The organism is Serratia sp. AR11, from assembly GCF_056376275.1.
The window spans coordinates 5,215,738-5,228,298 of the sequence record NZ_CM150739.1; the positions used below are offsets into that span (position 1 = coordinate 5,215,738).

General features: G+C 54.9%; 14 protein-coding genes. 9 read left to right on the forward strand and 5 right to left on the reverse strand.

The window, feature by feature from the left end; all coding sequences use genetic code 11:
• The first annotated feature begins 27 nt into the window (after window positions 1–27).
• From ACSOSI_RS24630 to ACSOSI_RS24665, 8 genes are all read left to right on the forward strand, one after another.
• The gene (locus ACSOSI_RS24630) at window positions 28–579 is read left to right on the forward strand and encodes a fimbrial protein (RefSeq protein ID WP_261139595.1); all 552 of its coding nucleotides are present in this window, start codon (window positions 28–30) and stop codon (window positions 577–579) included.
• A gap of 98 nt (window positions 580–677) precedes the next feature.
• The gene (locus ACSOSI_RS24635; RefSeq protein WP_017894333.1) at window positions 678–3,179 is read left to right on the forward strand and encodes a fimbria/pilus outer membrane usher protein; all 2,502 of its coding nucleotides are present in this window, start codon (window positions 678–680) and stop codon (window positions 3,177–3,179) included.
• A 49-nt stretch (window positions 3,180–3,228) separates the two neighbouring features.
• Window positions 3,229–3,954 (forward strand): fimbrial biogenesis chaperone, encoded by a 726-nt coding sequence (locus ACSOSI_RS24640; protein ID WP_476707296.1) that lies wholly within the window; start codon window positions 3,229–3,231, stop codon window positions 3,952–3,954.
• Window positions 3,955–3,965: 11 nt separating this feature from the next.
• Window positions 3,966–4,580, forward strand: a complete 615-nt coding sequence (locus ACSOSI_RS24645) for a fimbrial protein (RefSeq protein WP_261133130.1) — start codon at window positions 3,966–3,968, stop codon at window positions 4,578–4,580.
• A 14-nt stretch (window positions 4,581–4,594) separates the two neighbouring features.
• Complete coding sequence (locus tag ACSOSI_RS24650; protein ID WP_012147350.1) at window positions 4,595–5,599, forward strand: fimbrial protein; 1,005 nt, start codon at window positions 4,595–4,597, stop codon at window positions 5,597–5,599.
• An 18-nt stretch (window positions 5,600–5,617) separates the two neighbouring features.
• Window positions 5,618–6,157: a fimbrial protein gene (locus tag ACSOSI_RS24655; RefSeq protein ID WP_012147351.1), complete on the forward strand. Its 540-nt coding sequence runs from the start codon at window positions 5,618–5,620 to the stop codon at window positions 6,155–6,157.
• A gap of 24 nt (window positions 6,158–6,181) precedes the next feature.
• Window positions 6,182–7,816: a PglL family O-oligosaccharyltransferase gene (locus ACSOSI_RS24660; RefSeq protein WP_476706293.1), complete on the forward strand. Its 1,635-nt coding sequence runs from the start codon at window positions 6,182–6,184 to the stop codon at window positions 7,814–7,816.
• Between the two features lie 2 nt (window positions 7,817–7,818).
• The gene (locus ACSOSI_RS24665; protein WP_012147353.1) at window positions 7,819–8,430 is read left to right on the forward strand and encodes a helix-turn-helix transcriptional regulator; all 612 of its coding nucleotides are present in this window, start codon (window positions 7,819–7,821) and stop codon (window positions 8,428–8,430) included.
• Here the strand turns inward: ACSOSI_RS24665 and ctlX are convergent.
• Complete coding sequence (ctlX, locus tag ACSOSI_RS24670; protein WP_115183582.1) at window positions 8,422–9,348, reverse strand: citrulline utilization hydrolase CtlX; 927 nt, start codon at window positions 9,346–9,348, stop codon at window positions 8,422–8,424. The genes ACSOSI_RS24665 and ctlX overlap by 9 nt on opposite strands.
• A gap of 143 nt (window positions 9,349–9,491) precedes the next feature.
• Here ctlX and ACSOSI_RS24675 point away from each other — a divergent pair, with 143 nt between their 5' ends.
• Entirely contained in the window at window positions 9,492–9,914 is a 423-nt protein-coding gene (locus tag ACSOSI_RS24675; RefSeq protein ID WP_017894339.1) for an Lrp/AsnC family transcriptional regulator, read from the forward strand.
• 90 nt (window positions 9,915–10,004) lie between these two features.
• Here ACSOSI_RS24675 and ACSOSI_RS24680 read toward each other — a convergent pair whose 3' ends face one another.
• The 4 genes from ACSOSI_RS24680 to ACSOSI_RS24695 all read right to left on the reverse strand — a co-directional run bounded on the left by ACSOSI_RS24680 (window position 10,005) and on the right by ACSOSI_RS24695 (window position 12,488).
• A complete protein-coding gene (locus ACSOSI_RS24680; protein WP_259191248.1) occupies window positions 10,005–10,214 on the reverse strand; it encodes a hypothetical protein in 210 nt (69 codons plus the stop codon).
• 51 nt (window positions 10,215–10,265) lie between these two features.
• On the reverse strand, window positions 10,266–10,475 hold the full coding sequence (locus ACSOSI_RS24685) for a hypothetical protein (protein WP_476706294.1): 210 nt from the start codon (window positions 10,473–10,475) through the stop codon (window positions 10,266–10,268).
• A 332-nt stretch (window positions 10,476–10,807) separates the two neighbouring features.
• Window positions 10,808–11,569: an SDR family NAD(P)-dependent oxidoreductase gene (locus tag ACSOSI_RS24690; RefSeq protein WP_476706295.1), complete on the reverse strand. Its 762-nt coding sequence runs from the start codon at window positions 11,567–11,569 to the stop codon at window positions 10,808–10,810.
• Between the two features lie 133 nt (window positions 11,570–11,702).
• Window positions 11,703–12,488 (reverse strand): hypothetical protein, encoded by a 786-nt coding sequence (locus tag ACSOSI_RS24695; RefSeq protein WP_259191246.1) that lies wholly within the window; start codon window positions 12,486–12,488, stop codon window positions 11,703–11,705.
• Window positions 12,489–12,561: the final 73 nt, after the last annotated feature.

The window sequence follows — 12,561 nt, forward strand, 5'->3', positions numbered from 1 at the left end:
GCACCAACGGCAACAGGGAGAGCCAGCATGACCAAGCGGATTTGGGGCGTAGTGCTTATCGCGCTCAGCGTTTGCAGCGCCGAAGCGACGGCAAAAAATCAGGGCCACGGCACGCTCAACCTGGGCGGCGAGATCGTCGAAACCCCCTGTGGGATTGCCAGCGAAAGCCTGGACCAGACCGTTGATTTCGGGCTGATATCCATGACTGATGCCGCGTTGGATTCGCAGCCGGTGCTGATTGGCAGTCGCCGCAACTTTGAAATCAAGCTGGTGAATTGCGAATTGGCCAGCCAGGTAAAACCCGACTTTATCTACCGCGCAGCCACCGTCACCTTCGACGGCACGGCTGACAGCCGGGATCCCGAGTTATTGGCCGTTTACGGCGAAGCGCAAGGCGTGGCCATTGAGCTGCTGACCGCTGCCGGTATCCCGATCCCGCTGGGTAGCACCACGGCGGATTATCAGATTGTCGCCGGCGACAATACGCTGCGCTTTAGCGCTCAGCTACGTATTCACCCTGACAGGGCCCGAGCCGGCGGATTCAGCTCTCTGGCGAAATTCACCCTGTCTTATCTGTAACGCCTCGTTAGGCGGGTGCCTGCATAGGGCACTGAATGACATCACGTATTACGTATTCAGGTCGTACAGGATGACCTGCTATTGGGCGCGGATTTGCCATGAGTGATTATTCTATGACGTCATTACTGACACGGAAAAAAATACCCCTCACCGTCATTCTATCTTTCCTCTGGGTGCATTCGGCTTTTTCCGCCACGGAATTTAATACCGACGTATTAGATATTGGCGATCGCAGCAAAGTGGATTTATCGCGTTTTTCCGACGCCGATTACGTCATGCCCGGTGCCTATCTGCTGGATATCAAGATCAACCAGAAAACCCTGCCGCAGCGCAGCATCCAGTATTACCCGTCGCCGGACCAAAAGGATCGTTCCCGTGTCTGTCTGCCGCCGGATCTGATAGAGAAAATGGCGCTGAAAGAAGAAGTCGTCAAAAAAATCACCCTGTGGCACGACAACAGCTGCGCCGATATCAGCGGCATCAAAGGGGCGACCATTTCCGACCGCATCGGCGGGGGCGTGCTGGCGATCACTATTCCACAGGCCTGGATGAAATATTCCGATCCGGACTGGACGCCACCGGAACAGTGGGATGACGGCATCCCTGGTTTGTTGCTGGACTACAGCATCAGCGGCCAGGTCGGTAAGCAAAGCCACAATAACAACACCGCAGAAAACCTCAGCAGCTACGGGACGGTCGGCGCCAATCTGGGTGCCTGGCGTCTGCGCGCCGATTATCAGGCCACCTACAATCAGCAGGCCGGTCAGCGCGACAGCAATTTCGACTGGAACCAGATTTACGCCTATCGCGCGCTGCCGATGCAGGCCGCCAAGCTGACGCTCGGCGAAATCTTCCTCGACTCGGGCGTGTTCGACTCCTACCGCTTCACCGGCCTTAACCTGGCCAGCGACGAGCGTATGCTGCCGCCAAACCTGCAGGGTTATGCACCGGAAGTGCGCGGCATTGCCAAAAGCAACGCCAAGATCACCGTGTCGCAAGAAGGCCGCACGCTGTACGAAACCACCGTGCCCGCCGGGCCGTTCGCCATTCAGGATCTCAACAGTTCGGTACGCGGTCGGCTGGATGTGAAGGTAGAAGAACAGGACGGCAGCGTATCGACCTTCCAGGTAGACACCGCCACCATTCCTTACCTGACTCGCCCCGGCTATGTCCGCTACAACGTCGCCGTGGGCAAGCCCTCGGCTTACGATCACCGAACGCAAGGGCCGCTATTCTCCGCCAGTGATTTCTCCTGGGGATTAACCAGCGCCTGGTCGCTGTACGGCGGCGCGTTGCTCGGCGGCGATTACAACGCCTGGGCACTCGGCCTGGGTCGTGACCTGAACGTGTTTGGCGCCATGTCGGTGGACGTGACGCAGTCTATCGCTCGTTTGCCCAATGAGCCGACCGCCAGCGGCCTGTCGTTCAAGGTCAACTATGCCAAGCGGTTTGATGAGATGAACAGCCAGATCACCTTTGCCGGCTACCGCTTCTCACAGCGCAAATTCATGAACATGTCGCAATATCTGCAGGAACGCTACAACGATTACGACGAGCGCTACGACGGGCGGCAAAAAGAGCTGTACACCATTACCGCCAGCAAAACCTTTATGGCGGAAGACAGCGCCAAGGCGATCACCGCTTACCTGACCTACTCGCACCAAACCTATTGGGATGCCAGGGCGCAGGACCGTTACGGGTTGTCTGCCAGTAAACTGTTCAACGTCGGCAATGTCAGCAACATCACCGCCTCGCTGTCGGCCTATCGCACCACTTATCACGGCCGCACCGACGACAGCGTGATGGTGAATTTCAGCGTGCCGATTGGCGATCGCCGTCGGGTCGGTTACTCGTTGCAAACCAGCAACAGCGACGTGACGCAGATGGCGTCCTACAACGACTATACCGATCCGAACAACACCTGGCAGGTCAGCGGTGGCTTTAACCAGTCAGGCAAATCACTGGCCCGTGGTTACTACAGCCATAACGCTTCGTTTGGTTCGCTCAACGCCAGCGCCTCTTATCAACAGGACAGTTATTCGTCGATCGGCGGTACCTTCCGCAGTGGCATTACCGCCACCCGACACGGCATAGCCGCACACCAGAACTCCAGCAACGGCGGCAGCCGGATGATGCTCGATACCGACGGCATTGCCGGGGTGCCAATCAACAACGGCCGCGCCTACAGCAACCGTTTCGGCCTGGCGGTGATCTCCGACATCACCAGCTACTACAACACCGACACCCGCATCGACGTCAATACCTTGGCGGACGACGTGGAGGCCACCCGTGCCGTAGTACAGGGCACGCTAACCGAAGGGGCCATCGGCTACCGCCACTTTGAGGTGGTGAAAGGCAGCAAGCTGCTGGCCACCATCAAACTGGCCGACGGCAGTGAACCGCCGTTTGGTGCCACCGTGCTGAGCGAAAAAGGCCGCGAAGTGGCCGTAGTGAACGACGGTGGCTCGGTCTACCTGACCGGCGTACAGCCGCAAGAGCAACTCGACGTCGCCTGGGAAGGCCAGCGTCAGTGCCGCATTGTCATACCGGGCGCCGCCAAGCCGCTGGATCAGCTCTTGCTGCCGTGCGCCAAACTGTAATCCGTAACGCAGAGAATTGAAGATGATGAACCACTTTCCGTTAGCAAAAATGGCCTCGCTGGGCCTGGCATTGGCCGCCGCAGCCCCCGTCGCCAACGCGGCGATATCGCTGGATCGCACCCGCGCCGTTTACCTCAGCGACGCGAAATCGATCAGCCTGAATATCGTCAATGAAAACAAGGAACTGCCCTTCCTGGCGCAGTCCTGGCTGGAAAACGAGCAGCACCAGAAAGTCACCTCACCGCTGGTGGTGTTGCCGCCATTGCAACGGGTTGAGGCCAGCGAACGCAGCGTGGTGCGTATCACCAAGACGCCGGAGGCCGATCGCCTGCCACAGGATCGCGAATCGGTGTTCTATTTCAACCTGCGAGAGATCCCGCCGAAAAGCAGCAAAACCAATGTGATGCAGTTGGCGTTGCAAACCCAGATCAAACTGTTTTATCGCCCGAAGGCCATCGTCGCGCCTAAAGGTGAAGTGTGGCAGGAGAAGCTGGTGTTTCACAAAAGCGCCGGCGGTTTTACCGTTGAGAACCCAACGCCGTTTTATATCACCCTGACCGGTATGACCCGTCAGACGCAGAAACAGGGCGGCGGCGCACTGGCTGGTTTCCAGCCGGTGATGCTGAAGCCAAAATCCAGCGAGCCCCTCAAGCTGAGCGACACTGGCCTCAGCAGCTTTGTCGTCAGCTATATCAATGACTACGGCGGCCATCCGGAGCTGCGCTTCGCCTGCAACGGCAGCGTCTGCAACGCCGTGCCCGATAGCAAAAAATAAGGAGATAGCGCATGGCTGAATTCACCGGCGGCCGCCTGCGGCCCCTGCTGCTCGGCGCGTTGCTGTTCACCGGCAGCGCAACGGCGGCGACGCCACTGGGCGTGATCCAAGGCACCACCGGCACCGTCAGCTTTCATGGCGGCCTGCTCAGTTCCCCCTGCAGCCTGACGCCGGACAGCCAGGATCAATCGATTGATCTGGGTGATGTTAACGCGCGCGACTTCCAGAATGCCGGCGACCAAAGCACGCCGGTGCGCTTTCGCCTCTCTTTCCGCAACTGCCTGCTGGGTGCCAAAGCGCTGGCGGATAACCCGGCAGGGCAGCGCAACGGCGATGCCGCGCAGCTTTATTTACAGGGTGAGCAGGCTGCCACGCTGGTGTTTCTCGGCGACAGCGATGTCAACAACCCGGAGCTGCTGAAACTTAACGGCGGCGTACAGGGCATCGGCCTGCGGTTGAAGGATCAACAAGGCCGTGCGCTGGCGCTCAACCAACAGAGTCGGCCTTACATTCTGCAGCCCGGCAGCAATACGCTGTGGTTCAGTGCCAGCGTGGAATCCACGCAGCGGGCGGTAATGGCGGCCGGTTTTTCCGGCGTGGCACATATTCAGGTGATTTACCTGTGAGGTTCACAAACACGATGAAAAAAACCTACCTGAGCCACTGCTTGCCACTGGCGTTGCTGCTGTCAGCCCCTGCCGTCTGGGCCAACGGTTATGTAACGCCGGATGGTGGCCCGAAGCAGTTTTATATCGACCTGAATGAAAGCAACATTACCAATACCGTCGGCTTTACCAAGCAGTTTCTCTATGATCTCGGCGGTACCTATACCGGTAAAGTCTATTGCGATACGCCAATTCCTACCAGCCCGCACTTTTATAAATCGGATTCGGCGTTACCGCCTTCCGAATACGGTAACGGTTATTTAAAACTTAATGATTTCCTGGATTTAAAAGCCGAGGTTTGGATCGCCGGTAATAAAAACGCCTATATCACGGTGCCGTTTTATAACGAGTCCAACCTGTTAAGCCAACATTCCTGTCGGCCACCCTATTTGCAGGTCAATAACTACGGCAGCGGATCTAAAGGCAAGATCACCTTCCGGGTGCGCAAAAAAATCATCAACGGCGTACAGATTAATGACCGCCAAATCATCGAGATGTATGGCCGCTTAGGGTCGACCGACGGCGGTTTCGGCCCCAACCCTATGGCGCAGGTATTTATTCAGTCCGCCATCCTCTACGTACCGGACAAATGCGTGGTGAACGAAGGGCAGTTGATCAACGTTGAGTTCGGTGAAATCAGCGGCAGCAACCTGGACGGCAAAAGTTATCCGCAAAGCATTCCGGTGCGCTTCCAGTGTGAAGGGGGCAGCTTTGAGGACGGCACGCTGAATATCAAACTGGCGGTCTCCGGCACCCCGGCGCCCTTCACCAATAACGCGTTTAAGACCGATAAAACCGATCTCGGCATCGAGATCAAACATAACGGCCAGTTGGTTATCCCGAATGAGTTTTACCCGGTGCCGAATATCGGTAACGGCGGCAGTTGGAACCTGGTTGCCGCCCCCTTGGCCAACGGTAGCAAGGAAATCGCAGAAGGGGAATTTAACGCCTCGGCCACCATTGTGGCGGCCTTCGAGTAATTCAGGGAGAAACAGACGATGCGTTTACGCGCTTTAGCGATGCTCAGTTGCACGCCCTTTTGGTTTACAACATTGCCGACTCTGGCGGATACCGAGTTGGTCGGGTCTCCGCTGCAGTTCCACGGCACCGTGGTGAGCCGGCCGTGCAATATTGAGCCGCAATCGGCCGATCAGGTGGTGGAAATGGACACGGTGATCGTCAAAACCCTGTACCGCTATGGGCATAGCAACCCGGTACCGTTCAACATCAAGCTGACCGACTGTAAAACGTCGGTATTCAAATCCGTCAACGTTACCTTCAGCGGTACCGAAGACAGTGAACTGCCGGGCAAGCTGGCGATCAATAACGGCACCAACGGCGCCGCTATCGCCCTGTTTGACAGCAAGGGGGCCGATATTGATTTGAACCAGGCCACCAGCGCGGTGGCATTGCAGGATGGCGCCAACATTCTGAACTTTACCGCCTATGTGCAGGGCCACCCCAGCGCGATACAGAATAAAACCATTACCGAGGGTGAGTTCAGCTCGGTGGCCAATTTCGTGCTGGCCTATCAATAAGCCCGGCATCTGCAGGAAGAAGTGATGATATCCAAATCCAAAACAGCCTGGTTATTCGGGCTGGCGGCGTTTTATTGCCTGATTGCCATGCATATTTACTGGCCCAATCGCGGCGGCAGCGGTTTTTATCTGCCGTGGAATCTGGTTGGTGGGATATTTATCGCCCTGACGATCCTCGGCACCCTGCTGTTTTGCCGACCACCGCTGGCGGTCTCCGGCTTTTTTAACCGGCTGGCGCTGGGGGGCCTGATTTTATTTTTGCCGCTGCTGTGGGCGCAACAACCCTGGCTAAGCGAAGCCCTACCGCGCCTGATGGGTCTGGCACTGGGCATCATGGCCTACTTCGCACTGCTGCAGATCCCGCTCAGCCGCCAAGGGCGGCGCAGGCTGCTGACTCTGTTATTGGCGGCAACGGTGATCGAGGCCCTGTTCGGCCTGGTGCAATACAGCCTGCTGCAGCCGGGCAACTGGATCGGCTATAACAGCCTGAAAAACCGCCCTTACGGCATCTTCCAGCAGTGGAACCTGATGGCCAGCTTTATGGCGACCGGTCTGGCGCTGGCGCTGTATTTGCTCAGCAGTCGTCGCCCCTTGTCGCGTAGCCTGCAATGGTTGAGCGCCACCATGTTGGTACTGGCACCGCTGTTGCTGGTGGTTATTGCTTCGCGCGTCGGACTGCTGGCTGCTCTGCTGCTGTCACCACTGCAACTGTGGATGCTATATCGCCTTAATCGCCGCCGCGCCACCCTCTCCCTGTTGCTACTGCTAGCCGGGGTAGCCGCCGGGGTACTGTTGGTGCTGCTCAACGGTGCGACACGGGCGGTCACAGTGACAGAACCGATTTTCTACCGGTTGGCTTACTGGCAAGAAGCACTGCGCATGATCGCCGAACGCCCGTGGTTTGGCTGGGGTTACGGCCATTTTCAGCACGATTTCCTGCATCATTTCTACACCACCCATAGCAGTGGAATGGAAAGCGTCGCCATCAGCCACCCACACAACGAAATTTTGCTGTGGGGCATCGAAGGTGGCCTGCTCGGCCTGAGCGGCATTGTAATGGTCGGTTGGGGATTATGGTGTTTGCTGCGACGCACTCGAGTACTGCCACTGCGCCCTGCCCCCTGGATGGCTGCGCTGCCAATCTTGTTGCATATGATGGTGGAGTACCCACTTTATCTTTCCGCCGCCCACGCCGTGCTGCTGCTGGCAATCTTGCGCGCGGGTGACGTACGCCGCCGCTGGCGGTTACCTCGCTGGCCGCAACAGACACTGCGTCTGCTTATCGGTGCCGCTGCCTTACTGATCCTGCCCTATCTGTTCAACGGCCTGCACAGCGCACTGATCGTTACCGCAGTGGAGAAGAGCGGCCTGTGGCAGTTTGGCCCCATGGGCCGGGTGATAACGCCGACGCCCTGGCAGGTACGTTATGACTACGACGTCCAGTTGCAGCGGCTGCTGCAATATCCGCAAAACCGTGATACCGCCACGCTGTTGAGCTACCGGCAGTGGGCAGAAAACGAAATCCGCGTGCGGCCGGACGCCAATATCTACATCAATCTGGTAGCGGTCAGCCGCTTACTGCAACAGCCCCAGCGGGCCGCCGAACTGCAACATCAGGCTCGTCGACTGTTCCCGCACGATATGCGTTTTGAGGAGTAATCATGCTTAATATTCGGTTCACCCTACTGGGCAGCGATAACTTTTATCAATTCGGCTTACGGCTGCTGTTGGAAGAGTATCTGCATGACCTGAACACCAGCAGCCGTAGATATCAGGTCGATCTGCAGAATCTGGAGCCGATAGAAATCGTGTTTCGTACTCTGGAAGATACTTGCGGCTGCGCACGTTGCTATCAAAGCCCGCACCAGACGCCGCGCCACCGGCAAATGACCGTGTTGATCCTCGACGATCGCGACACCCGTTATTCGCACGCCCATCCGGCGTTGTTCAGTATTAACCGCCGTGACGCCACCGCGACTGTCCGCAACAAGTTGCAGATGGCGCTGGAACAGTTTTGCCAGCAGCCCTGGGTGGCACTGCACGCAAGCGGCATCTGGAAATGCCGGCAGTGCCGCATCGCCGCCCTGAGCAGTTGCGAAAAGAAGGTGCTGAAACTGATGAGCACCGGCATGTCCGCCTGCACCATCGCCGGTATGCTGCACCGCAGCCAGAAGACCATCAGCGCCCATAAACGCTCGGCGATGCGCAAACTGAACGTGCATAAAAGCACCGAGCTGAACAAAATGCTGTTAAATCAGATGGGATTAAACTGACAGCGGTTTCTTTTGCAGGAAGATCTCCGCCAGCATGCAGCGTGCGCCACCACCGCCAAGATCTTCAATAATGTCGATCGATCCTAGCGCCAGCCGGGCATAATCGCCGATCAGCGCCTGCTGCTGCGGGGTGAAACTGGCCCAGGCGCGGGTCGACATGGCATAGACCGGGCTGCCGTCCCCGGCTCGCAGTTCCAATACGTTGCAGGCGAAAGCTTCCATCTGAGCGAAACTGACGTCAATAATGGTTTTTCCGCTGCGTTCCAGCGTGGCGATCAACCTGCTTTTTTGCGCCTCGTTGCGGATGCTTTCAAGGCAAATAATGGCGTATTGCACTCCGACGCTCATCATCACATTGGTGTGATAGATCGGCTGATTATTAGCATCTACGGCGTCAAACCAGACAATCTGATAACCCGAATGGCGCTCAAATTCGCCACCTACCTCCGGCGAGCTGCGGGACGACTGGCAGCAGTAAGCCAGCTGGTGTTGACGATCCAGGATCAGCGAGCCGGTACCTTCCAGAAAGCGCCCGGCCAGTTCGTGGGCTGAAAGATCGACACATCGTTCAACCACAAAGTCATTGGCGAGCTGCGCGATAATGTCCTGTCGGCGTTCCCGTCGTCGGTTGACGGCTTCCATCGGAAAGGTGAACAGGGTGCCGTCCCCCAACAGGGCAATCCAGTTATTGGGAAATAACGCGTCCGGCGTTTCCTGCCCGTCAATCTCATCAATCACCCTGACGTCGACACCGGCCTGCCGTAATGCATCAACGTAGCCGTTAAAGGCAATGACGGCCCCAGCCTTGTGATCCTCATTTTTCTCGGTGATTTTCTGGAAAAAATTGCTGTGCCGGGTTTCCGGATTAGCGGTAAAGCCAGACGGCCTGATCATAAAAACGGACTGGGTGGTTTGCATGTTATTTTTCACCGGGTTCAGGATTAGCCAGGGGCTGGCGCGACACCATTATGGATAATCAATTTGAAACCAGTCAGTGTGAAAAATGATTAAATTGCTCTATATTTTGACAAATCGCCACAAACCAGTGACACATTGACAACATGAATGATACCGATCGCCAGATCCTCGCGCTGCTGCGCGAAAACGCCCGTGCCTCCATCACCGAGATCGCCAGCAAGGTGCGGGTTTCACGCGCTACTGTACAAAAAAGAATTGAGGCGCTGGAAGCACAGGGGATCATTACCGGCTATACCATCCGCATCAAACCGGGCGTGGAGCATAACCGCATCCGCGCCTGGATGTGTGTGGCGGTAGAAGGCACCAAGGCACCCAGCGTGTTGCAGCAACTGCGTGGCGAACCTTCGGTCTTCACCCTGCACACCACCAACGGCAAGTGGGATATTCTGGTGGAGATCCGCACCGACAGCCTGGAGAGCTTCGATAAAATTTTGGGCCGCATCCGGCGTATTGCCGGCATTGCCGGCACCGAGACCAGCATCCTGCTGTCGACGCACAAGGCTTAACGGCTCACGGGAGGTTTGACTAGCCCAAATTTTGCACAGGCAATATCGCAGACGAAGTTATGACGAAAACGAGGCGCCAAGTGATGGCCGTTATTTAAACTCTTTATCATTACACCAATAGTATAAAGCGAAGATACTCATCCACAGGGTATAAAACCCTACAAAAGAAAGAACTGCGACAATAACGTCAATCAGTTGCCCACAGGGCTGGACAATCTGCAATGATGACTTATTGATTAACCATAGATTAAAAAAACTGGCAGCCGCAGCTAGCGGCCTACAGGATTTTCTGCTTGCCATGCCACTCTCCCTTTGCGAGTTATATTAAAAAGAAACGGTAATTGATAGCGGTTACTTAAACTCTTCCCCCTTATGCAAAAAGTACAAAGCAAATACATTCATCGACAAGGTATAAAACCCGACAAAAGAAAGAATCGCGACAATAATATCAAAGACATCCCCACAAAACTGGGCAATCTGCAATGATGATTGATTGACAATCCATAGATTAAATATACAAGAACCTACAGCAGACGGCATCCAGGATTTTCGACTTGCCATGTTATCCCTATTTTTATTTCATACATTTTCAATTCGAATTATTTTTAACCCGCAAAGTACTTAAAATCAATCCAATACCCATAAAATAAAACTACGGAGATCACATATTTTCAACGCCATATCTAAATCCATATAAATTTTTAATCATTAAGCAATGAGTCATCAATGCTGCAAGGGGAATAATGATTGGATTTTTTCCGTTTGATCACACGTGAAAATACTTTTTCACTTACCGATTCATTTAAATATTATGACTGATATATAACGCACGCGGCCACTGCCGGGGAAGGCAGTGGCCGCAATTATTTTTATACTAGCGAAAGATTCAAAACTTAAACTACATGGTTACCTGCGGTGATACCACCGTCGATAAACAGGGTTTGCCCGGTCACGAAGCGGCTGCCTTCACCGGCCAACATGTCTACCCAGGCAATAATGTCTGATATTTTGCCCAGTTTGCGTAGTGGATGCAGGTTAGCCAGCGCGCGGAACGCCTCTTTATCCATCAGGTCGTCGTACAACGGGGTTTCAATGACGCCCGGTGCGACAGTGTTAACCCGGATATTGTCTTTGGCAAACTCGATGGCCAGATGACGAGTCAGGGTATGCATGCCGCCTTTGGCCACCTGCGAAGCGGAACTCGGTGTCGCTTCCAGCGGGTGCTCTACCCACATTGAACCGATATTGATAATGGAACCACCGCCCTGCTTGATCATGGTGGGGATCACCGCCTGTGACGCAAAGAACGGCCCCTTGACGCCACTGGCGTAATAGCGATCCAGATTTTCTTCGGTTTCATCAAGGAATGGCTTGGGCACAAAGATACCGGCGTTATTGATCAGCACGTCCATGCTGCCGAATTTATCCAGCGCGGCCTGGGCCATACGATCACTGGTGGCTTTCAGGCCAATATCCCCGGCAACCAACGCAATGCGATCTTTATCGGCAAGGTGTTCTGCAAGAAATTTGTCTAACTTCGACGCGGTCAGGCCATTAATAACAATATTGGCGCCTTTAGCCAAAAAGTGTTCGGCCATCGCTTTTCCCAAACCGGAGGAAGCACCAGTGATCAATATCGTTTTTTCTGCAAACATAGTATTTCCTTACTCAAGAAACCGAACTTATTAAGCGATTTATCGCGGAATATCATCTCTGAAATATAAATAATGAAATGGGCCGCTGACTTTATGCGGCCCCGGTTAAATTCAAACTACGCGAATAACTCTGTTATACGCGCTGCGGTGCAACCTGCGGTTGACAGAAAGGAGGTGACATTGGGTAAGCCGAAGGCGCGCCATGCAAATGACGTGACAGCGGTAACCACATCGTCAGGATCGGCGTAGTGCGTTCAAATACTTTCTGCACGTTCAGCTCTAACGGCAGCAGTGGCTCTGCTGACGGAATTAACGCCAGACGATCGATAGAACGTGTCGCAACCTCCAGCGGCTGGTCTCCTTCCACCTTGTCGGCAACGGACAAAATGGCTATTTGCTTTTCATCCGGCTGGTACATTAACCAAACTGCCGCCAGCCCATGCTTGGCGGCGTGCTTACGCACGGTTGGCCAGATGCGAGTCAGCAGCTGCTCCGGGTTGTCACCATTAAATGTCCAGCGCTCAAAGCGATTCACATGGTGAGTGGTCGCTAATGGCGTAAAGTCGTGGGCGCCGATCACTTTCCAAATGTGACGATCCACCGGGCCAAAAATATCGCGATCCCAAAATTTAACGCCCGGTTCGAACTCCAGCTCTTCGCTGGTAAAACGTGCGTAGTCAGAAACATTTTCCCAGGTATCAAACAGGTATCGCCCGCCGTTGGTCTGAACACCCGTGGCGGCATGGTAACCCAGCGGTGAATACTTACGGTTCATGCCAGGACGAATATCCATGCTGCGACGTTCTATTTCCATCTGATCAACCAGCACCTGGTTTGGAATATCACCCACTAATTCAAAATCGGAAGTCATTGCCGCTTTGGCGAGGATCTCGCCCGTTTCATAACCCAAAATAGTCATCAGTTATCTCCGTTAAATATCACGAGCGTCCTAAGAGAAAGCCACTGTACTTCCCGACGCCGGGATGATAAAT

Bases quoted from the DNA above. Each gene is read 5' to 3' on its own strand.
- ACSOSI_RS24655 (WP_012147351.1), top strand. From the start codon at position 5,618: ATGCGTTTACGCGCTTTAGCGATGCTCAGTTGCACGCCCTTTTGGTTT.
- ACSOSI_RS24660 (WP_476706293.1), top strand. From the start codon at position 6,182: ATGATATCCAAATCCAAAACAGCCTGGTTATTCGGGCTGGCGGCGTTT.
- ctlX (WP_115183582.1), bottom strand. From the start codon at position 9,348: ATGCAAACCACCCAGTCCGTTTTTATGATCAGGCCGTCTGGCTTTACC.
- ACSOSI_RS24630 (WP_261139595.1), top strand. From the start codon at position 28: ATGACCAAGCGGATTTGGGGCGTAGTGCTTATCGCGCTCAGCGTTTGC.
- ACSOSI_RS24690 (WP_476706295.1), bottom strand. From the start codon at position 11,569: ATGTTTGCAGAAAAAACGATATTGATCACTGGTGCTTCCTCCGGTTTG.
- ACSOSI_RS24695 (WP_259191246.1), bottom strand. From the start codon at position 12,488: ATGACTATTTTGGGTTATGAAACGGGCGAGATCCTCGCCAAAGCGGCA.
- ACSOSI_RS24635 (WP_017894333.1), top strand. From the start codon at position 678: ATGAGTGATTATTCTATGACGTCATTACTGACACGGAAAAAAATACCC.
- ACSOSI_RS24640 (WP_476707296.1), top strand. From the start codon at position 3,229: ATGGCCTCGCTGGGCCTGGCATTGGCCGCCGCAGCCCCCGTCGCCAAC.
- ACSOSI_RS24685 (WP_476706294.1), bottom strand. From the start codon at position 10,475: ATGGCAAGTCGAAAATCCTGGATGCCGTCTGCTGTAGGTTCTTGTATA.
- ACSOSI_RS24645 (WP_261133130.1), top strand. From the start codon at position 3,966: ATGGCTGAATTCACCGGCGGCCGCCTGCGGCCCCTGCTGCTCGGCGCG.
- ACSOSI_RS24675 (WP_017894339.1), top strand. From the start codon at position 9,492: ATGAATGATACCGATCGCCAGATCCTCGCGCTGCTGCGCGAAAACGCC.
- ACSOSI_RS24665 (WP_012147353.1), top strand. From the start codon at position 7,819: ATGCTTAATATTCGGTTCACCCTACTGGGCAGCGATAACTTTTATCAA.
- ACSOSI_RS24680 (WP_259191248.1), bottom strand. From the start codon at position 10,214: ATGGCAAGCAGAAAATCCTGTAGGCCGCTAGCTGCGGCTGCCAGTTTT.
- ACSOSI_RS24650 (WP_012147350.1), top strand. From the start codon at position 4,595: ATGAAAAAAACCTACCTGAGCCACTGCTTGCCACTGGCGTTGCTGCTG.